Below are 20,885 nucleotides of genomic sequence, written 5' to 3'. Positions count from 1 at the left end.
ATCCTTCATTCTATCTGATCGTTATTGCCACATTGCCTTTCTTACGCCCGGTATCCACATATCGGTGGGCCTCCACAATTTCATCCAAAGCATAGGTTCGATCGATGATCGGTTTTAGTTTGTTTTCCTCGATCAACTCTTTGAGAAAGAGTAAATCGGCTTCTTCCATTTTCGGAAGTCGACTGTTGTTTAGAAAAACACCATTGGGTGTTAGGATTTTTTGGCATTGTGAGGGTTTGGCTTTTATTACGGCATCATAAACGATATCGTATTTCGTTTCTGATTGTGTAAAGTCTTCTTCGGTATAATCGATTACTTTATCCGCTCCTATAGATTCTACCAATCCAAAATTACTTTTACTGCACACCGCTGTGACTTCTGCCCCATAGTATTTCGCAAGTTGAATCGCATACGTCCCTAGGCTGCCGGATGCTCCATTGATCAATATTTTCTGACCTGGCTTGATTTTTGCTTTTTGCAAATTTTTCAAAGCTGTAAGTGCTCCCGATGGAACGACCGCAGCTTCTTCGTAGGATAAATGGTCGGGCTTTATTGCAACCATTCCTTTTTTTTCACCGGTTCCGTTTTTCACTTTTTCAGGTAAACAAATGTATTCGGCATAACCTCCACTAAATCCTGTAAGCCCAAAGACCTTGTCTCCTTCCTTAAAGGATTGTACGTTTTTCCCTACCGACTCAATCACACCGGATATTTCCAGGCCAAGTATTAAATTTTTCCTGGGCTTGAGCATGCCGAATACCAGTCTCACCAAGAATGGATCAGCTCTTCGAATACGGGTATCGCCAATATGTGCAGTGGCTGCAAAAACTTTAATTAAAACCTCATGGTCTTTCGGTTTAGGCTTTTCCATCTCTTTCATCTGTAGCACTTCTGGCGGTCCGTAATTGGTGCAAATCACAGCTTTCATATGAACCCTCCTTAGTGTTTCTCTGCCTGGTTCGATCATTGTTTATACATCAGCAGCCATACCGTTGAGCCTCATTTAACGTTCGAATTGGTTGGACCATGTTTGGGATTGATGTGACATCAATAAATATGCTTCAGGGCTTGCTTTTAGTGCTATTCTAATATTCCGTTCATCTTCCAAATGTTGTTCACATCATCATATCCATTGAGATCACAGAAATGTGATGAGTCTTTGAATGCTGGACCAAGAGCCTACTGGATCAAAGCGTGAATATGCTGTTAAGTAATGTCAAAGCCTTCCTGAGTTCCCTTCAATATATTACTCATGTTTCTTTCTCATTGCCGCGTTTAAAATTTCCAGTAATTTTAGCCATTACTAATTGGGTAGCCTTATGATCCTTTCCTTCCGGAGACCACGTTGCCTCCAGCTTTTCCTCCAGTGAAGCAGCCAAGCTGTCTGACCATTTACCTGGAGAGACAGAGGCTTTACGACGCTCCTCATAAGCGTTCTGAGCATGTTCTGCCTGATAGGGATGCGATGAATTAACACGATCTAGTTCACGGCAAATCGTGGATGAGTGCCTTCCCAGCTCTTTTGCAATGGCTCTTGAGCTTTTGCCTTGTCTGTGGAGGATTTCTAGCTTGCTGCGTTCGATTATGCTAAGATGTGAATAACTCATGGACTGATTCTCCTTGTGTGAATGCTGGTGTGGTAACTTTCATTCTACACGAATCAGGCTATGAGCCATTTTTTATTTACAGTAGGTGTCGCACTTCATATTACAATCCGTCTTATAAAATACTTCTAATAATTCCGATTATTTTAATATTAATTATTATCGATAAAATACAATTGATAGAAGTAAGCCCCATCCAAATAAATATTGAATACGACATCCACACCCTTATCATTAAATAATTATTGTCTAGTAGATAAGGGAAGATCATTACCAACACCAAAAGCATAATGCTTAAGATTAGTGCGATACTACTTCCTATCATTTTTCTGAACCTTAACTTTTCATCTATAATATTGAGTTTTATTCTTCTAACGAGTTTAATTGCTTGGACACATAAGATAACGACGGCTATTATTACTAAGAATGAAAATACCAAATCAATTAATAGATACACGTCATCATAATTAAATTTATTCATACGATTTCCATTCATATCCTCATAAATATTATTAGTAATTAGCGATGGTGCAGTTGAATTCAAATTAGCCAGAACAAATATGGCCTGCTGCTTTTCTAAATCAATAAGAACCTGTGAGGAGTAATTAGGATTAGATCCATTATGACTAGCAACTCTATTTTTCGTATCAATACTCCATCCGAATGAATAGTAATGATCTTCATCTTCGTATCCCGCCGTTTTGATGTCGACTTGATGAGATTGTTCTATCGCTTTCAATAAATTATCTGGTATATCGCCTATCCCCATTTGGGCATTAATCCAGCGTTCCAAATCTTTTGAATTCGTTACCAAATATCCTGCAGCTATATTCCCATAATATCTAGGGGCATCATATTCTAAGCTTCTTCCAAAAAATACACGATATCCTTTGGTAAGTTTATCAGCTTCCTTTTCCTGACCGGTTGAAAAATAACTATCAGTCATTCCTAAAGGAACCAGTATGTTTTCAGTCATGTAATCCTGATAACGCATGCCTGTAACTTTTTCAATAATCATCGCTAAAATATCATAATTAACTGTAGCATAATTATATGCTGTCCCAGGATACGTATCTAATACAATATCTGACACATTATGTATCGTTTTTTCAAGCATATCCTCCGTGGTACCTTCAGGAATTAACCGAATACTCCACGGTGGAATTCCACTTGTATGAGCTAGCAACTGATGAATCGTAATATTAGCTTTCTCACCCTTAATGGTTGGCTCAAACGATGGAATATAGTCTGAAATAGAATCTGAAAGAGAAAAGTAGCCCTCATTCTCTAATAAAATAACGCCCAAAGCCGTAAATGCCTTTGTAGTCGATCCCAACTCAAATAATGACTCTTCAGTTACCCTCTTCTTATTATTAACATCTGCATATCCGTAATTCATATATTTTGTCTTGCCCTGCTCTGATACTACTATAGCTACCCCTGGAGTCGCTGATTTGGCCATTATGGTTTTCACCATATGTTCCGTATTATCATAATTCCCCGTCCTTATCAAACTCCCAAGTTCATCCCAACACGCTATAGTAGTAATAATTGCGATAAGTAGGATGACACATACTGTTGATGTGCCTGTTTTACTTAGTATTTTCTTCATAGTGGCTCTCCCTATTTGTAAGTCTTCTAAAAAAATAATAATGAACCAAACTACATAATTAATCACCACCATAAAACCTACTTTGTGCCGTTAAGGATTAGAAAAACATAGTTCTAAAAGCCTGTATTCAATGAACCCCAAAGGGATTGTCTGCTGAAATGCTTCTTCGAAATCCACCTCGCAGACCAGACTCCAAAGGAGCCGCTGCTTGAATATTCTGTTATCTGCTGTTGCCACTACCCTGAATCTCATTCACCCTCTTTAAATTTCTGAACTTTCTTTATGATTCGTTTCTTTAAATTCAGTATCAAAAATAGATTTGTTCACTCTCTCAAATTTAAGTCCTATTAATGTTATTGCAATACCTAATCCTGCTAATGTAACAGAATCGCTCCATGCATTAACTGTTTTGGTTGAAACACTGGCCAGTAGATGAGGTAATAAAATAACTGCTAATGCGGCACCTGCTAAGAAAATAGAATGCATAGCATATAAGGGTCTACCCCTCTTTAATTTCTTCTTATCATTAACAATGTCTATTAGAAATTCAATAAAATCAGATAGGATCAAGAATAAGGCTGCAATAGAAAAGCAAAACAACAATTTTCCATTTAGACTGACAATCGGAGTTAGTCTGAAAATGGATAATATTACAAAAGCAATGCCTATCCACTTTGTTAAAGTTGTTGTTGGTTTCAACATATCTTTTGCTCCTATACTCTTATTTTTTTCATGAACCCTGGAGGGGTTGTCTGGTTGCATCCACTTCCCCGATTACTCCTCTGCCAGACCGAGGGCGTCAGTCTGATGCGTGAAAACAGTGTTAGATGAGGTTACCTTGAGCTACTCACAAAATCCCTCATGCCCTCTCTTAGCATGCTAACCCCTTCTTCTACACTCTTCATATTCTCATCGTCATTCATATTATTCCTTGCATGTAATAATGCCGGTCTTAATGATTCTACTGAATTTCCAAATTGGTACATCCATTCATATCTAGGAACCATCCATAAATGAAAGTGATGTGTTGTATCTTCATTATAAAAATAATAGATCTTATCAATTCCCAATCGTTTTCTTTGTTCACTTCTGAGCTTATGGATTAAAGAAATAAATTCTAATCGCTCTTCATCAGTTAATTCATCCATGCAGTAGAAATGCCTCTTTGAAGCTAATATAACTAACCCTTTAATTGGGTAAGCAATATCTTGATGGACATGAAAGTTGCTTGATTCAAAAATTACTCCACCTGTTGAAGAAATCAAACCACTTGTCAATGCGCAGCTTACACATTCAACTTCTACTGATCTTCCATCAGCCAATGTAATTAGTCTTGGCATTATGCACCTCATAGTTTTTGATTTTGATAAGAACTTGCATCATAATTTCATATAACATCTTATTTATGTACTTCGTAAATACCACACATCCTGCCAGGTATCTGAACTACGTATATGATAACCTATGCTGTGGTATTTGCGAAGAAGAATTTGGTGAAAAAGGTAGATTTGTGGGAGCGCTTAATCTCCAAGATCCATACGATCCAGTGGGCTCTGAATACCTTGAATATTTTTAGTACTAACATGCGTATATCGCTGAGTTGTTCGTGCACTCGTATGACCAAGGAGCTCCTGAATATAGCGCAGGTCTGTTCCGTTTTCCAACAAATGAGTAGCGAAAGAGTGCCTCAATACATGAATACTAACCTTTCTCACAATGCCTGTGCATTGTCTAGCTTCTTCAAAAACCTTCTGCACACTCCGCTCCGCAAGATGTCGATTAGAAGATTGTCCTGGAAAGAGCCAACGACTTGGTCTATATTCAGTGATGTATTTCTGCACCATATCCCACGCTAGACTCGATAGGATCGTTCTCCGATCCTTTTGCCCCTTCCCCTGTCTCACGATGAGTGTTTGCCTTTCAATATCAAGATCGCTGCATCGCAGACGCACAACTTCACTTACACGAAGTCCAGAAGAGTAGGTTAGAAACAAAATGGCCTTATGTTTAGGGTTGGTTACGGATTTGAGCAATTGAGCGACTTCCTTTTCGGACAATACTCGCGGAAGCTTGGTCTGCTTCTTGGGACGAATATACTGGATTTCCGTAGGGTTATGGAGCGCATGTTTACAATAGAAGCGGAGCGCGCTAATCGTCTGATTCACGCTTGAATGGGAAATCCCTCGCTCAAGCAAACCTAAAAATACGTCTGAACTTTGGAAGTAGTCACATCGGTATCTTTAAGAGGAAAGCTACTCAGAAAACGTTCGACCTGATTACAATATGCTTTAATCGTTTTGCAGTGTATCCTCGTAACTTTAGTGCCTTCTGTAACGGCTCTTTGCTCCATGGATGGTTTCCCTTACTAGCTTTCCATTGCTGTAAATGCTCATTTTCCACCCACAACTCTGGGGTAATCAGAACGTCAGGGTTATATGGGATATGAAGGTGCAGTAACTCAGCGGAACCTTTAGTTATGGTAATCGCCTTTTCAGTAGTAGCATATTTATTCATTAGGAAACTCTCCTTCGTTTGGATAGATTATGTTTTTGAACCAAATTCGGAAAAACAAAAAGGAAGGCCCTTCTTCATCCACTAGGGAATCAGACGACCTTCCGATACTTTCGGAAACATATGATGTTGTAAAAGTAAAGCGGGAGCGCGGCTTGTGCAATGGCAAGCCGCGTAAGGGTGAGTTGCTGCGTACAATGGATGCAGCAACTCATAGGGTTGTACCACGTTAATAATCGCGGTACTCACCATTGCAGCATCACGAGCGCATAGCCGTGATGCGTACAAAAAGTGCCACGACCGCAAAGCCGTGGCACTTCTCCCTGCTGCATGATGCCAATTAGCCATGCAGCTTGTGGAAGGCTGCTGCGTCCCATAGGCGCAGCAGCTCAAAGGGAATGCACCGCGTCAATGATCGCGGTGCTCATCTGAAGGCCGCTGCACCTACATGGCAGCGGCTTCTTCTCCCAGCGGCAGCGTGTAATACTGCGCCTGCTGCCCTTCATGCTGCTGGTACACAACGACCAGCAGCGTCCGGCCTTTCGCGGCAAGCGGGCTGGCGCCAGCTAGCACACGCTCAAGCCGGAACGGAAGCACATCCAATACGGTGTGCTTCTGCAATTCCTTTTCGCCGAGACCAAGGTCGGCGAAAGCACGGGCACCCATGACCGTCTGTGCGGTCATGGCCGAGGTCATCGGCAACGCACGCGAAGCGTTGCCGGCTTCCATGTCCGCCGCTCCATCCGCGGCGGACCCTGTTGCGTCGCCCGAAGTGAGCGACGCTGCATCCCCAGCTTCGCTGCCGATCACATCCGCCGCATCTGCGGCAGCGTCTTCCCCGGCAGCAGCCGAACTTGCCACAGCGGCACTCGGGCCCGTGCCGCTACTTTCCAGCCATGCCTTGCCTGAGGCACCGGCAACGCGTGGCAGACGAACGTCTTCCGGACGTTCAGCCAACGTTTTCATATAACCCGCCCACTGGTCTTTCTGGAGCGGATCTTCCCACCAGATTTTACGTGGTTTGTATTTGTGGCCGAGGAAATAGTCGAGCTTCATCAGGCCGAGCACGATATCCATATGCGGCGTGTCCCGCGACTCCAGGAAGCTGTGCAGACGAGTGAACAGATCCTCCAATTGGTGACCGATCTTCTGCCACCCCTGCCCCTCCCAGTAATCCCCGAATGCTTGGAAGAAATCAAATGGCGAGTTGAACTCCTGCTCCATCAGATACTTCAGCGTATGGTCCATCCGGTGTGCGTTCCAGTATTTCTCCAGCACATCCTCCAGCCGCTTCAAGCGCACAATGTCGCTGAACGGCAGCACGTCACTGCCCAGAATCTCATACGGCGCGTGATCCATGTATGTGTAGTTGTACTTCTCCGCATCCAGACGCAGACCCGTACCACGTAGCATTTTGAGGAATCCGAGCTGAAGCTCCTCTGGTCCCAGTGCAAACACATCGTTAAACGTCTTGCGGAACGTATTGTAATCTTCCTCCGGCAGTCCAGCGATGAGATCCAGATGCTGGTCGATTTTGCCGCTGGCTTTCACCTTATTCACGGTACGGCTCAGCTTGGTAAAGTTCTGACGGCGTTTCACCAGTTCATTCGTTGGATCATTCGTGGACTGAACCCCGATCTCGAAGCGGAATGTGCCCGGTGGCGCATTCTCTGCCAGATAATCCAGTACTTCGGGGCGCATAATATCCGCCGTAATTTCAAACTGGAACACCGTCCCCTGATGATTCTCGATCAGGAATTTGAACATTTCAAGTGCATAATCCCGCTTGATGTTGAATGTCCGGTCCACAAACTTGATCAGCTTCGCACCCTTCTCAATCAGGTACAGAATGTCCGACTTCGTCCGCTCAATATCGTAATACCGCACGCCGACCTCGATACTGGACAGACAGAACTGACAACTGAACGGACAGCCCCGACTGGTCTCAAAATAAACAACCCGCTTCCCGAGATCCGGGATATCCTCTTCAAATCGATGCGGTGACGGCAGATCATTCAGATCCGCTTTCGGCCGTCCTGGCATGAGAATGACCTCTTCCCCTTTGCGATACGCCAGTCCATACACAAAGTGGAACTTCTTACTCCCCTGCAGCTCCGTCAAAAGCTGATGCAGCGTCTCTTCCCCTTCACCCATCACGATGTAATCGACATTGGGAATCCGGTTCATCCAATATTCCGTGTCATAGGACACTTCCGGCCCGCCCAGTAGAATTTTCACGTTCGGCATAACCTTTTTCAGATTATCAATGACCTTGATCGTCTCTTCAATGTTCCAGATGTAACACGAGAACCCAATCACGTCCGCGCCGCGCTGATAAAGATCAGACACAATATTCATCACCGGGTCCTTGATCGTATACTCCGCCAGGTCAATATCAAAATCCTTCTCACTGTACGCCTTCAGACACCGCAAGGCCAAGGAGGTATGGATGTACTTTGCATTTAATGTAGAAAGAATAACCTTCATGGTTCACAACCTTTGCCTGGACACCCAGACCATATTTTTTTGGTAAAAGGAAAGCTGCACAGCCATCCTACCTCGGACGCTGTTCATGCAAACCTCTCTAATGATAGCCATTCCATCTCTCATGGACATATCTAACTTTTGTCTTTCAAAGAGTGGACACTCTTTTCAAAAAGACATATACATCTCGCCACCCACAAACCACAACATACAGCACAAAATACATACAATTAAACTACATGTTGTGCAGTCTACAGTCGGCCATTTCTAACGCCCATGTCCACCTTTTGAAAGACAATCCACCGTCTTATGTCCACACCGTAAAGACACCATAATCAACTTCAAACTCAACTTCAACTTGTAAAAGACCTCATTCGCGTTCCATCCACGATTCGATATCCACTTCTTACTGCCTTGAGCTTTGAGGCTTTAGCCAAAAACCTGTGCCAGTCACTTTCCCCGTATCATGGACAAGTCATCGAATAGCACGAGGCATATCTATCAACTTTTTAATCAATTAAGCTTTACGAGTCATGAACTTCAAAGACCTGAAAGCGCGAATGTAACAACAATTCTTACTCCATTCCAACCAGCCAAACTCGCCCATAATTGATCATACTCACTCATACTTACTTATACCTTCTCATACCTACTCATACTCGTAAAAAGCATCATCATCCGTATCCACTTCCTCGCCCGATTGCTTCTGGAAAAACTCCAGGAACGGCAGTCCGTACTTGCGGTACTTGACCTCACCGACCCCTTTGATATCCAGCATGTCACGTTCCGTCTGCGGACATACCACACTCATCTCGCGCAGGGTCGCATCATTGAAAATAATATAAGACGGTACATGCTCTTTCGCCGCCAGATCACGACGGATCAGACGCAGCTGTTCGAATACCGTCTCATTCACCGCAGACGGCATCGCATCACGACCACGACGTCCGCCATAGTTCGTACCCGAAGCCGTCGCCGCTGTCTTGCGGACCACACGCTGCATCACTTCACGCTGGCCTTTAAGTACTTCCACCGCCAGGGGCTGCAAACGCACAACCGGATATTGTCCCTCGGACAGCATCAGATAGCCTTCGGATACCATCACGTTGATGATCTCTGAAATCTCACGCTCTGTCCGATTGCCCATCACACCATAGGTTGGCAGAGAGTTGAAGCCGTAATCGAGCACTTTTTTGGCACGAGAACCTTTGAGCACCGAAGCGACCAAGGATACACCATACCGTTCACGCATGCGATGAATACAGCTAAATATTTTCTGCGCATCTATCGTCATGTCTACTAGCTCGCGATCGTCCGTACAAGAACTGCAAGTGCCGCACGGTTTATCGTCATGCACCTCACCGAAATAATCCAGTTGCGCGCTACGCAGACAGCGAGTTGTATAACAGTAATCCACCATCTGTTGCAGCTTCCGGTAATCGTTCTGTTTGCGGTCGCCCTCCATTGGGTTCTGCTCAATCAGAAACTTCTGGGTGATAATGTCCTGTGCCCCGAATAGCAGAATACACTGGCTTGGCTCACCGTCCCGTCCCGCACGTCCAGCTTCCTGCACATATGCTTCCATGTTCTTCGGCATGCTGTTATGAATCACGTAACGCACGTTCGATTTATCAATCCCCATGCCGAACGCATTGGTCGCCACCATCACTCGGATATCATCGTACAAAAAAGCTTCCTGGCTCTGGGACCGTTCATCGTCCGTCATCCCGGCATGATAGCGTCCTGCGGGCAACCCCGCCTGCAACAAACGCTGATGCAGATCGTCCACGTCCTTACGGGTCGCGGCGTACACAATCCCCGGCTCGCTGGCATGCTCGCGCGCATAATTCAGGACAAAGTCCTTCTTGCTCTCGCCGCGCAGCACGCTAAACGCCAGATTATCCCGCCCAAGTCCGGTCACGTATGTCTGCGGGTCCTGCAAACGCAGCAGCCGCAGAATATCGCCCATAACCTCGGGCGTCGCTGTAGCCGTAAAGGCCGCAACCACAGGCCGTTCCGGCAAACTATCCACAAACGGCGCTACCGCGAGGTAGCTTGTTCGAAAATCATGCCCCCACTGAGATACACAGTGGGCCTCATCCACGGCAACGCAAGAGATCGGCAAATAGCCCATCTCCTCGCGGAACCAATCCAGCTCCAGTCGCTCAGGCGCGACATAGAGCAACTTCAGCTCACCGCGCTGCGCCGCGCGGATGCGATCATTCACTTCTTTGCCGCTAAGTGTACTATTAATATACGCGGCAGCAATTCCGGCGGTCGTCAACGCATCGACCTGGTCCTTCATTAATGAGATCAACGGGGAGACGACAAGCGTCAGTCCCGAATATAACAGAGCGGGGATCTGATAACAGATCGACTTACCGCCCCCAGTTGGCATAATGCCAAGCGTATCTTCGCGTTCCAGCAGGCTGGCTACGATCTTTTTCTGTCCCTCACGGAAGTCGGGGTAGCCATAATATTTTTGCAGGAGACCCTGCGCTTCTTCTAATGTAGGTGTTTGCACACTCATGTAAAGACTCCTTACTTATCACCGGTGTTCTTCCACCAGCTTGGTCCGATCCGATTCTGACATCCGAAAGCGGGCATATACCGCATCCTTGACAACAAAATGGCGTTCTCATGACTTGTCCGTCAAGCAAACGCCGCTCCCTTTAGTTTAACGGCCCAGCCCCGAATGAGCAACCGCGTTTTACTGTAAAACGTTTGAAGCTTCTTCACCAAAATAAAAACAACCGTCCTGCCCTAGTTGGACAAAACGATTGCATTAATCTTGACAAACCCTAAGCCATCCAGCACTGTTTTGTAATGGATGCGCTTCTAATCTTTCAACGCCTCAACTTCAGACACAGTTAGACCACTTGTTTTGGCAATCACTGAAACTTCAATCCCAAATGAGAGCATGTTTTTTGCAATCTCAATCGCCTTCTTTGTTCCCCTTCTACTAGTCCCTTTTCTATCCCCTTGGCTATTCCCTTTTCCGTAGCCCACTCAATCATGGAAGCTTCGTCATGCAAATACTTCTGCCGCTCTTCATACAGGCGACGCGCTTCCTGATCCTGACTGAGAAACTCCAGCGTATCCATCGCTTTTTTCAACGTAGGTTCATTCATTTGCAGCACCTCCCAATTGGATTTGTCAGCACCCTTCAAGAATAAAAGCCAGTTGATCAGCCCACCTTCCATCGGAACGCGTTGATCGTCCAGTTTGGACAGCTCCATGAAATGCACTTCAAGATCATCACTCAATTCAAGTCCAGTGTGGTCTTCCCTCAGGTGAAACACATTATGATAACGCTCATTCGCGATAAACGAGTAATTCAAAATATTTATGGTAACACACTTTTTCAATTCCTTGTATGTTTGACCTTCCTGTAGCTGACTCGAATAACGCTTACTCCAGTAGTATAGGGTACGCTTTTCGATATCATATTTATTAAATAACTGCATTTCAATGTTGATCAGCTTACCTTCAGCTGTTTTCGCCGTTGAGAAGTACGATCTCTGTCAGTGGCTGCTCACCCGACTCTGCAAACGTTCGGTTCAAGAACACAAGCAGGACATCTTTATTTTCCTCACTGCCAAAAATACGCTTGAAAACAAAATCGTTTCGAGGATCGAGCAAATCAGACATCTGACCATCAACTCCGTTTCTTTCTATTATACCATGCTTGTCGTAAGTAATTGCAGCATTAACCACCTTTATATATGTTAAACATTCCACAACAAACTATTAATTCCCCTTGCTTCTTGTAACCCTAAATTTGCTATCAATGCCGTCTTCCTCCATTATAATTTAGTACCTCTTTATTTAAGGGTTATTTTATTATTTGTTATTAATTAATAAATGCAGTGTGTTACCATTAATTAATGAATACCTTCAGGAGAAGACATTTGGCATATCAATATCTCCATTTCCTTATATTGTTCCTACCCAACACCTCTAAAGGAGGGCAATTTATTATGAAACAATATCCACATGCTATTGATTCTTCAAACATCTCACCACCAAAATCTTGGATACGTAGACACCCGATTTTCACTACATTTACATTATTGATTCTTACGCTGTTTACCGCCATATTTCTGTATTTTTGGCTCCGTCCATACTTCTCCACGTTTGACCGTTCTGAGAAAGGAGAATTGAGCTATTCCATGCCTTCACAGAATGGTGAGTATACTGCCGAGATTTATGGTGTGCCCTATGGTGGTGCGGCAGGCGGGGTTACGATGTGGGTCGATGTGAAGAAGACGAATGCCCCTGAGCACTCCACAGCCCAAACGATATACCGTGCCGAGCACCACGGAAATAACCATCTGGAATGGGAAAGTGAAAACACACTACGAATTGAAAACTGGAATGAATACATAGATGAGACTATTACTCTCAACATGGATGATGAAATATATGACGGCTGGGGCTGGGCCTGCCAAAGCTTACGTATGAAGGATCAATATGTACGATGCTTGGTTCCCATAAAATAATGCAACTTATCAGCTAACATGTAACCCTGATTGCATGGCTGATTATCGTGATGCGTAGTGCTCATTGCATCACGCATCAGTAGCTTCACGATACAAGTGAAGTATATATCATAAAGCAAGCCCCGCTCACCGACTTTCTCGGTCAAGCGGGGCTGCTCTTGTTCTACATATTATCGTTCCTCTTCTGTCCCAGTTTGTCTTCCTACTTACGAGGTGAAACCTCACCACGTTCTTCCCGCTCCTTCATCTCCTTGCGCACTACCACTTCCAGCTTCTGCCGATTGGCAAGCAGCCCCGGATCGTCTGGCAGATACTCCCGGGCTTTGTTGTTATGCAATAATGCCTGTTCCCAGTTGCCCAGATGCGCATAACATATGGATAGCCGGGCATGTGGTAGCCAGGTACGGCAGGCAACGGGCACCGGGCGCAGACCCGGATCGTGGCTGCTCACATCGACCGCCTGCATATACCAGTAGATCGCAGAGACGGGTTCCTGCCGTTCATGGAAGCAGGCTGCAATGGCGCAGCAGAAATCGGCATGCGGCAGATCATATTGGAATGACTTCAGCAATGCGCCGAGCTTACGGCCCGGCTCGCCAAGTCGTTCATGACATTCCGCCAGCCGCGCACAGGCAATCAGGCGATCCTCGCGGTAACCGCTTGGCTGCTCCAGCAGCTTCGCGTACCCGCGTGCCGCCGCCGCATAACGCTTGCGGTCATAACATTCGCCTGCATAATAGAACAGCAGGCGACCTTGGGCTACGCCCTCTTCGGCGATCCATTTGCGCAGAATGCGCACGTTTCGCGCCGAATGATGTCCCGCTTCGCGGCGGTGCGTGACGGCAATATCTGCCGTAATCACCTCGCCCCGCGGGAAGCTAAGCTGCTCGTGCAGCCGGCCATGCCAGCGGCACCCGGCATCCCGCTTGACCAGGCGAAGCCGTCGGTCCGTCACGAGTGGACTTCCCTCCGGGCCCTCGGCAAGCGTGTAGTTCAAGATCACAGCCGCCGTCTCCCCCTCAGACGGCAACTGCTTCTTCAACATCTCCAGCTTCGCCCGTTCCGCGGGCAGCAGCACATCATCCGCATCCAGCCACAGGATATACTCCTGCGTAGCTTTGGCGAATGACTCATTCCGCGCTGCGGCAAAGTCTTCCTTCCATTCATACGTGTATACCTGGTCGGTATACTGCGCAGCGATGTCCATCGTACGATCCGATGAACCGGTATCCACAATGACGATCTCGTCCGCGATGCCGGCAACCGAATCAAGACAGCGCGCCAGCGTGCGTTCCTCGTTCTTCACAATCATGCACAGACTGATGGTGATCACGTTTTGAGCCCCTTCCTGTCGTACGCGTATTGCGAAATGTCGATCTTGCAAGGTCCCCCTATCCTTCCCCGTTCTCCTGACGGCGAAGCCGTCTCACCTGCTCCACCGCACTGTCCAGTGCCTTCTTGCGCTGCTTCATTACGCGAAGATGCTGTTGTTCCACCTCGGCAAAATGGACATGATCCAGCTCCATCCACTCTTTCAGTTGATCCATGGTTGGCAAGACACGTAGCTGCACTTCCCGCCGCCTTCGTGCCACACAACATAGATATTTATGATGGACTTCCAGTTTCATGACTTCAAAATACGGCATCAGGCACATCGCCAGGTTACCAGCATAGAACGTCTGTTTATGATCATAGAATGGATGATATCCGTAAGGGACCGTTACCACCAGTGTTCCTTTCACATGCAGCAGGTGATATATCTGCAACAATAACGTCTCTGGATGGGCAAAATGCTCCAATACTTCCCCAAGTAATATAGTGTCAAAGGTCGTCCTGACTTTCCATTGCGTAATGTCCAGCATCCGAAAATCCACATTGCTCCGAACCGGCTTAGACTCTTTGGCAAGCTCGGCTTGTGCATACCGAATGCTTTCTTCCTCCAGGTCTACCCCCGTTACACGAAAACCTTCACGCGCCAGCAGAATGGAGGCAATACCCTGACTGCACCCGACATCCAAAATCCGCGTACCCTTCGCTTCACGGCACATCCAGTGGATACGGGTTCTTGTCGCTTCATGAGAATCTTCCGAATTAATCTCGCCATAATAGCGTTCACTCACTCGGTCATGATTCGCCATAGGTATCCCCCTTTTTTCCTTGCCGAACGGGCTGGCCCAGCACCACAATATTTCCCCCGTGGCATCCAGCAGTTGCGTTGCGTGTATCAAAAATCAGCTTCGCATGATCCGCCATCTCCTGATAATCGAATGCCGAATGATCCGTCGTGATGATCACCAGATCAGCCCATGTCCACAATTCCGGCGTAGCAGGCCGGGATTGAAGCAACGTACCGTCATCCTTGCGGAAGACAGGCACCATTGGATCAGTGAAAACGACTTCTGCACCCGCTGCGCTCAGCAGCCGGAAGACATCCAATGCTGGTGATTCGCGCAGGTCGTCGATGTCTTTTTTATAAGCCATACCCGCCAGAACAACGCGCGCTCCCCGAACAGATACACCATTCTTCTCCAGCAGCTCCGCTGCACGCTTCACCACTCTCTCTGGCATCTGCCGATTGGTTGCATCCGCCAGCTGGATGAATTGCAGCTCCGCTCCCTGACGGCTTGCAGCCCAGGACAGATAGATCGGATCGATTGGGATACAATGTCCGCCGATGCCGGGACCGGGATAGAATGGCATATAACCAAACGGCTTGGTCGCCGCCGCACCCAGCACCTCCCAGATGTTTACACCCATCTGTTCACAGGCCGGAGTCAACTCATTCACCAGTGCAATGTTCACACTGCGAAATGTATTTTCGAACAGTTTTGCCGTTTCCGCTACTGTTGTTGAACTGACCGGAACAACTTCGTTGAGGAATGAACCGTAGAACTGTGTGCCATAGGTCAGACAAGCGGGTGTGGAGCCGCCAATGATCTTCGGGGTATTTTTCACACCATAATGTACACTGCCCGGATCTACACGCTCTGGAGAATAACAGACATAGAACTGTTCTCCAGCTCGCCAGCCGTTTGCTGCTTCAATGGGTTGTTTCACGCGTTCCTCGGTCGTTCCTGGATAAGTCGTACTCTCCAATATGACGAGACTGCCCTCCAGCAGATAAGGAGTCATACCATCCACCGCTGCCGAGATATAAGAGATATCCGGCTGATGCTCGGCGGTCAGCGGAGTGGGTACACAGATGACAATCACATTCGCCTGCGCCACTGCTGCATAATCGTCACTTGCCGTGAACAATCCTGTCTGCATAAGCGACTGCAGGACATCATCTTCTATACCGATGACATACGAATGCCCGGCGTTCAGCTTGGCTATCTTGGAGGTATCGATATCAATCCCGTGGACCTGATAACCTGCCTGTGCCATCTCCACGGCCATGGGTAAACCAACATAACCGAGACCGATGATAACAGCCTTCAGGGAGCGGTCATTGATGTGTTGAAGTGTATTATGTTGCTGCGGCCCTTCTTTTCCTTCGTGCTGCTCGTGCTGATGTTTCTCTTCCATCTCTTCCACCTCCAAATGCTCCGCCTCCCTTCGATTAGTCGATATAGCCCCCTGCACGCAAGAAATTGGCAATCGCTGGCTTGTTCATCATGGCACTGTCCGAACGATACTCGGAGAAGTTCACACGAGGCAGGCTGCTGTACTGATCTGTCAGCCCCTTGTCCGGGTGCTCCGGCAGGATCACGTAATACTGCGCATCATATTGACGAGTGCGCGGTGCTTCAAAAGGCGAGATCAGCACTTCATGCAATTTCTCACCTGGACGTATGCCCGTCACCTTATAGTCGAAGGATGGACGGCCCGCCTGTTCCAACATGACGGAGGCCAGTTCCGTCATCTTGCAAGCCTTCATTTTCATCACAAACGTCTCCCCGCCCACAGCAGCCTCAGCTGCCTTAAGCAGTAGATGTATGGCCTCGGTGCGCGTCAGGAAAAAGCGGGTCATACCTTTGTCCGTAATGGTCAGGCTCTTGCCTTCATCAATCTGACGTCGGAATAAAGGCACCACGCTACCACTGGTTCCAAGCACATTGCCTCCACGAATGCAGACAAACCGCGTACCTTTACTCAGCCAATTGGCACGAATCATCATTTTCTCACCCAAGGCCTTCGTCATCCCGTATACGTTAATCGGATCTACCGCCTTATCGGTGGACACATCAATGACTTTCGGAACCTGCATGCGAATGGCAGCACGAATAATATTCTGCGTCCCGATTACATTCGTCTTGAACGCTTCATCCGGCTGATCCTCACATACTGGAACATGTTTTAATGCTGCCAGATGGAAGATTACATCCACACCTTTGCATGCTTCCTCCACAGCCTGGTAATCCCTTATATCCCCGATCATAAGGCGTAAACGCGGGTCATGATTGAATTCTCGCTGCATCGCAATCTGAGCATATTCGTTACGTGACAGGAGGCGAATCTCTGCCGGGTCCTGTTCTAGAAGCACCTCGGTCAACTTTTGTCCCCAGGAGCCGGTGCCCCCGGTAACCAGAATCGTTTGTCCTTTAATCATGCATATACCCCTCCCTGATCAGTTCATGAATTCGCGTAATACCTGTGCCATCTCATCTCGGCTTAACCGGTCTTTAGCTGGTACCTTTTTGACCGAAGTATTGCTCGAATGAATGATATTGACGTAATTACGCGGCGCCAGCAGTTCATGCGGCAGATCGATAACATTGCCGTGTGTGCCTCGGCCTGGAAGCTTCACCCGATACCCGGATGCATACTCCGCCGTCTTGTACAGGTAGACATAGAATTGCGGAGAACGATGGAACGTCGGTGCCATCTCGTTATTCACACTATCCCACAGATAACCGTTCTGATTAATCAGCGCCATCGTCTGCGGCTGTGGCTGCACGTCATATAGCTGCTGTACAAAGGTCCGGTGATAGAAGTCATCCGAATCCAGACGGGCAATATAGATGTGCTCCGTCCCTTCAGCAAATGCCAAAATCGCCCGTACACTCTCAATATGAGTTCCGAAACGAATGTTGGCTGGCAACGGCTCCTGTTCCGCGAGAATCTCCTGCATTAATTCTCCCGACTCCTTGGATAATTTCACCACTGTCAAGAAATCCTGATTCGTCTGAGCTTTCAGGCAGTGCAATGTAAATGTGCGAAAAATGCCCATCCGCCGCTCCAGCCATTCTCTCGTCAATCGCTGCGGGTCAAACCCATAATTGTTGAAATTAATCTCAATAACCACTTTCCTGGACATGACACTCCTCCTCATTTTTTCTGCCATCTGTGTTCAGCGAGTACAAATTATTTTCATAGATTCAACAGATGCTTCCATACGAAACACAACTTCAAACTGTCGGGTAGCTGACAGCCATCCGCGTTTCGCTTGCGAATCCTGCCCGCTCTATAAGGTATGAGATGTTGATAGAAGCGGTTCGAGACATATGCACTGGATTCTAACGAAATAGATTGATATACACCCGAAGATTCGCCCTACAGGTCGAACGTACAGGACGTTGTCGAGGCAGTAACATAGAATAGAGTAGTTGAATTTATAAGGAGGCCAAATCCTGCCATGAATCCGATTTATCTTGAAATCGATGGTGTGCTTAATCAACTTGAGTTGGCGCTCAAAGAAAAGCGTCCTTTCTCCCTTGTCCGTGTCGGCGATGGCGAGAATATTGTCATGTCCCAGGATGTGATCTGGACCACAAAACAGGTCCTTCAGGAACGCTGGGCCATCAAGGCCAATCGGGGTCAAAAAGGGGTTCATCTGCCCAACTTTGAGCTCAGGGATTTGATTGCCGCTTCCCTGCAACGGGCCAGTCTTGTAGGGGTGCTTCCACTAGGTGACCTTACAATCAGTGCTCCGGAATATCTCAAAAGACCGCTGACCGACATGTTGTTTGCTCATTTCGGTATCTCTCCAGCGCTCACTTGCCATGCCTGTGTAAATCGGGAATTGGCCCAGATGCCACGCTTTTGGGAAATGCTTGCAGGAAAGCGGGTACTACTTGTTACACGCGACATCGAGAAACTTCGTACCGCACTCGTACAGGAACCCTATCATCTGAACATTGCAGCTGCTCTTCCCTTCGATAGCTGGGATCAAATGAAGGAAACGCTGCAGTGGATTCAAACGAACCAGCATACCTTCGATGTGGCTCTCTTCTCCTGCGGGGTCAACGCTGTTGTACTTGCTGAGCGTACGGCAGCACTAGCGGGCAAAGTCGCCATCGACTTCGGCAAAGCCAACAATATCATTTTGAATGGCCGCCCCAACTGATCTGCAATCATCTCCCTGTACCCCCGATTATCATTGACATCACCTTCATAGGTTAGGACAGCAAAAATCCCGGACTCACTTGAGCCGGGATTCCTTATCTTTGACCGAACTAGTTTGTAGATGCAATACCATAGAATACTTCTGGTCCGGTTCGTGTAGCTGTGGAGACCCCCGAAATAAACGAAGAGTACACACTCTCCAGGGCCGGCGGGACGTTCAGATCCTGTGCCGTGAACGAATGGAATTCGACACCTTCACCTACAGTAGCTTCAGCCCGATAAATTACGTTCGCCGGAGTATATACGCTGCCACGTACGATCTCAACAACGAACGAATCCCCAGGTTCACCAATAACGCCAATCGTACCAGCGAAGGTAATAAGTGGATTGGAAACTCCCTGGGTCTGCAATCCAATAATGCCGAACAGTACCGGGGAATTTGAAATGGATACGCCGGGCAGTCCTGCAGTTGCTGAGTTCATCGAACTTCTCATATCTAGAAATGTTCCCATGAGTAAACACCTCCAATACTATAGGATACGTTATTCTATGAGTCTCCACCCTCCATTGATTGGATGAATAACAGATTCCATAAACCTATTTTTATTTATCTGCCGTTAATGGTATATTGAACTGCATAACGAAAAAGAACGGATCGTATGCACACAAGCGGTACAGGCTGTTCAAAAGGAGATTACTATTCATGAATAAACGCAAACGTCCAACGGGCAAGACATCGGCCTCGGCCAAAGGGAAATCATATGCCGGTTCATCTGCAGCACGTTCCGGCAAGTCTAACTTCTCATCTGCCAAAGCATCAGGTGCTTCCGCATCACGCAATACTGAGGAGAATAAGAAGCCAATAGCTGCGAAATCGTCGGGTGCACCCAAGAAAGCTGGAGGCAACAAACCCAAAAATGCCAGCGCATCCAAACGACCAGGCAATGCCTACTATCGCAAGCAGGAACCACCACGCCAGTACAAAGTAACTGAACCGGATGAACTGTTGAATTTCTTGCTGCAACATCTGAAATCGGGACGCAACGCGGTGAAGTCCATTCTGGGTCGCGGACAGGTATCGGTGGATCAGAAGGTCGTAACGAAGTTTAATGAGGCGCTGACGCCAGGTCAGATTGTATACATCCGTAAAGAGGGTGCTGTAGCTGCTCCTTCCTTAACAGGCATTAACATTTTGCATGAAGACGATGACATCATTGTGATCCGCAAAGAGGCGGGACTGTTGTCCATTGCCGCTGACAAGACAGATGACCTCACGGCTTATCGCCAACTGACAGAGCATGTGCGTCGCACCAATCCGCTGAACCGGATTTTTGTCGTCCATCGTCTGGATCGAGATACGTCGGGTGTCATGATGTTTGCCAAAAGTGAAGAGGTACAACAGAAGCTGCAAAACAACTGGAAAGAAAATGTACAAGACCGCGTCTACGTTGCCCTTGTTGAAGGTTCGGTAGCAAAAGAAGAAGGTACCATCTCCTCCTGGCTGAAGGAAACCAAAACGCTGAAAATGTACTCCAGCTCTCGTCCCAATGACGGACAACATGCGATTACACATTACAAACGTCTGAAGTCGAACCGCGAGTTCTCCCTGCTGGAAGTGCGTCTGGAGACAGGCCGTAAAAATCAGATTCGTGTGCATATGGAAGATCTCGGGCATCCTATTGCTGGTGACAGAAAATACGGCGCACGCACAAGAGACCTTGGGCGTCTCGGACTTCATGCACGCATACTCTCGTTTATTCATCCGACAACCGATGAACTGATGTCATTCGAGACGGATATTCCGAAGCCATTCCTGTACCCTTTCCGTGCAGAAACTCCACCCGCGAAATAACTGCATCTTATAGAATCGACTGATCATGTCTG

17 protein-coding genes and 2 pseudogenes are annotated in these 20,885 nt (G+C 47.1%); 3 read left to right on the top strand and 16 right to left on the bottom strand.

The window, feature by feature from the left end; translation table 11 throughout:
* Window positions 1–10: 10 nt before the first annotated feature.
* From M1D71_RS07050 to M1D71_RS07005, 10 genes and pseudogenes are all read right to left on the bottom strand, one after another.
* Complete coding sequence (locus tag M1D71_RS07050; RefSeq protein ID WP_458125832.1) at window positions 11–928, bottom strand: NAD(P)-dependent alcohol dehydrogenase; 918 nt, start codon at window positions 926–928, stop codon at window positions 11–13.
* Window positions 929–1,331: 403 nt separating this feature from the next.
* Window positions 1,332–1,607: pseudogene (locus M1D71_RS07045) on the bottom strand (transposase); the annotation flags it as partial.
* A gap of 112 nt (window positions 1,608–1,719) precedes the next feature.
* Window positions 1,720–3,216: a serine hydrolase domain-containing protein gene (locus M1D71_RS07040; RefSeq protein WP_458125831.1), complete on the bottom strand. Its 1,497-nt coding sequence runs from the start codon at window positions 3,214–3,216 to the stop codon at window positions 1,720–1,722.
* A gap of 261 nt (window positions 3,217–3,477) precedes the next feature.
* Window positions 3,478–3,978 (bottom strand): hypothetical protein, encoded by a 501-nt coding sequence (locus M1D71_RS07035; RefSeq protein WP_458125830.1) that lies wholly within the window; start codon window positions 3,976–3,978, stop codon window positions 3,478–3,480.
* Between the two features lie 71 nt (window positions 3,979–4,049).
* Window positions 4,050–4,556, bottom strand: a complete 507-nt coding sequence (locus M1D71_RS07030) for an HIT family protein (protein ID WP_458125829.1) — start codon at window positions 4,554–4,556, stop codon at window positions 4,050–4,052.
* Window positions 4,557–4,736: 180 nt separating this feature from the next.
* A complete protein-coding gene (locus M1D71_RS07025) occupies window positions 4,737–5,381 on the bottom strand; it encodes a tyrosine-type recombinase/integrase (RefSeq protein WP_458125828.1) in 645 nt (214 codons plus the stop codon).
* 91 nt (window positions 5,382–5,472) lie between these two features.
* Window positions 5,473–5,730 (bottom strand): hypothetical protein, encoded by a 258-nt coding sequence (locus M1D71_RS07020; RefSeq protein WP_458125827.1) that lies wholly within the window; start codon window positions 5,728–5,730, stop codon window positions 5,473–5,475.
* 441 nt (window positions 5,731–6,171) lie between these two features.
* Window positions 6,172–8,214: a B12-binding domain-containing radical SAM protein gene (locus M1D71_RS07015; protein WP_458125826.1), complete on the bottom strand. Its 2,043-nt coding sequence runs from the start codon at window positions 8,212–8,214 to the stop codon at window positions 6,172–6,174.
* Between the two features lie 646 nt (window positions 8,215–8,860).
* Window positions 8,861–10,741, bottom strand: a complete 1,881-nt coding sequence (gene recQ, locus M1D71_RS07010; RefSeq protein ID WP_145320258.1) for a DNA helicase RecQ — start codon at window positions 10,739–10,741, stop codon at window positions 8,861–8,863.
* Between the two features lie 308 nt (window positions 10,742–11,049).
* Window positions 11,050–11,862, bottom strand: a pseudogene (locus M1D71_RS07005) (Rpn family recombination-promoting nuclease/putative transposase).
* A gap of 329 nt (window positions 11,863–12,191) precedes the next feature.
* Here M1D71_RS07005 and M1D71_RS07000 point away from each other — a divergent pair.
* On the top strand, window positions 12,192–12,713 hold the full coding sequence (locus M1D71_RS07000; protein WP_458125825.1) for a DUF5412 family protein: 522 nt from the start codon (window positions 12,192–12,194) through the stop codon (window positions 12,711–12,713).
* A gap of 202 nt (window positions 12,714–12,915) precedes the next feature.
* Here the strand turns inward: M1D71_RS07000 and M1D71_RS06995 are convergent, their stop codons facing one another.
* From M1D71_RS06995 to M1D71_RS06975, 5 genes are read right to left on the bottom strand one after another with little or no spacing between them, the layout of a single operon-like run.
* Window positions 12,916–14,046, bottom strand: coding sequence for a glycosyltransferase (locus M1D71_RS06995; protein ID WP_458125824.1), 1,131 nt, complete (start codon window positions 14,044–14,046; stop codon window positions 12,916–12,918).
* A gap of 58 nt (window positions 14,047–14,104) precedes the next feature.
* Window positions 14,105–14,851 carry a class I SAM-dependent methyltransferase gene (locus tag M1D71_RS06990; protein ID WP_458125823.1) on the bottom strand — a complete coding sequence of 249 codons (747 nt, stop codon included), beginning with the start codon at window positions 14,849–14,851 and terminating at the stop codon, window positions 14,105–14,107.
* The gene (locus tag M1D71_RS06985) at window positions 14,838–16,241 is read right to left on the bottom strand and encodes a nucleotide sugar dehydrogenase (protein WP_458125822.1); all 1,404 of its coding nucleotides are present in this window, start codon (window positions 16,239–16,241) and stop codon (window positions 14,838–14,840) included. The genes M1D71_RS06990 and M1D71_RS06985 overlap by 14 nt, the downstream gene beginning before the upstream one ends.
* 34 nt (window positions 16,242–16,275) lie before the next feature.
* On the bottom strand, window positions 16,276–17,265 hold the full coding sequence (locus tag M1D71_RS06980; RefSeq protein ID WP_458125821.1) for a polysaccharide biosynthesis protein: 990 nt from the start codon (window positions 17,263–17,265) through the stop codon (window positions 16,276–16,278).
* Window positions 17,266–17,283: 18 nt separating this feature from the next.
* A complete protein-coding gene (locus M1D71_RS06975) occupies window positions 17,284–17,973 on the bottom strand; it encodes a glycosyltransferase (RefSeq protein WP_458125820.1) in 690 nt (229 codons plus the stop codon).
* Window positions 17,974–18,291: 318 nt separating this feature from the next.
* Between M1D71_RS06975 and M1D71_RS06970 the strand changes: the two genes are divergently transcribed.
* Window positions 18,292–19,002, top strand: coding sequence for a GT-D fold domain-containing glycosyltransferase (locus tag M1D71_RS06970; RefSeq protein ID WP_458125819.1), 711 nt, complete (start codon window positions 18,292–18,294; stop codon window positions 19,000–19,002).
* A 109-nt stretch (window positions 19,003–19,111) separates the two neighbouring features.
* On the opposite strand, the gene M1D71_RS06965 is transcribed toward M1D71_RS06970, so the two are convergent.
* Window positions 19,112–19,513 carry a hypothetical protein gene (locus tag M1D71_RS06965; RefSeq protein WP_458125818.1) on the bottom strand — a complete coding sequence of 134 codons (402 nt, stop codon included), beginning with the start codon at window positions 19,511–19,513 and terminating at the stop codon, window positions 19,112–19,114.
* Between the two features lie 191 nt (window positions 19,514–19,704).
* Between M1D71_RS06965 and M1D71_RS06960 the strand changes: the two genes are divergently transcribed.
* Window positions 19,705–20,853 carry an RluA family pseudouridine synthase gene (locus M1D71_RS06960; protein WP_458125817.1) on the top strand — a complete coding sequence of 383 codons (1,149 nt, stop codon included), beginning with the start codon at window positions 19,705–19,707 and terminating at the stop codon, window positions 20,851–20,853.
* Window positions 20,854–20,885 lie beyond the last annotated feature (32 nt).

Source organism: Paenibacillus sp. Z3-2, from assembly GCF_054161325.1.
The sequence above is the reverse complement of the archived record's forward strand: the minus strand, read 5'-3'. Positions and strand labels throughout refer to the sequence as shown.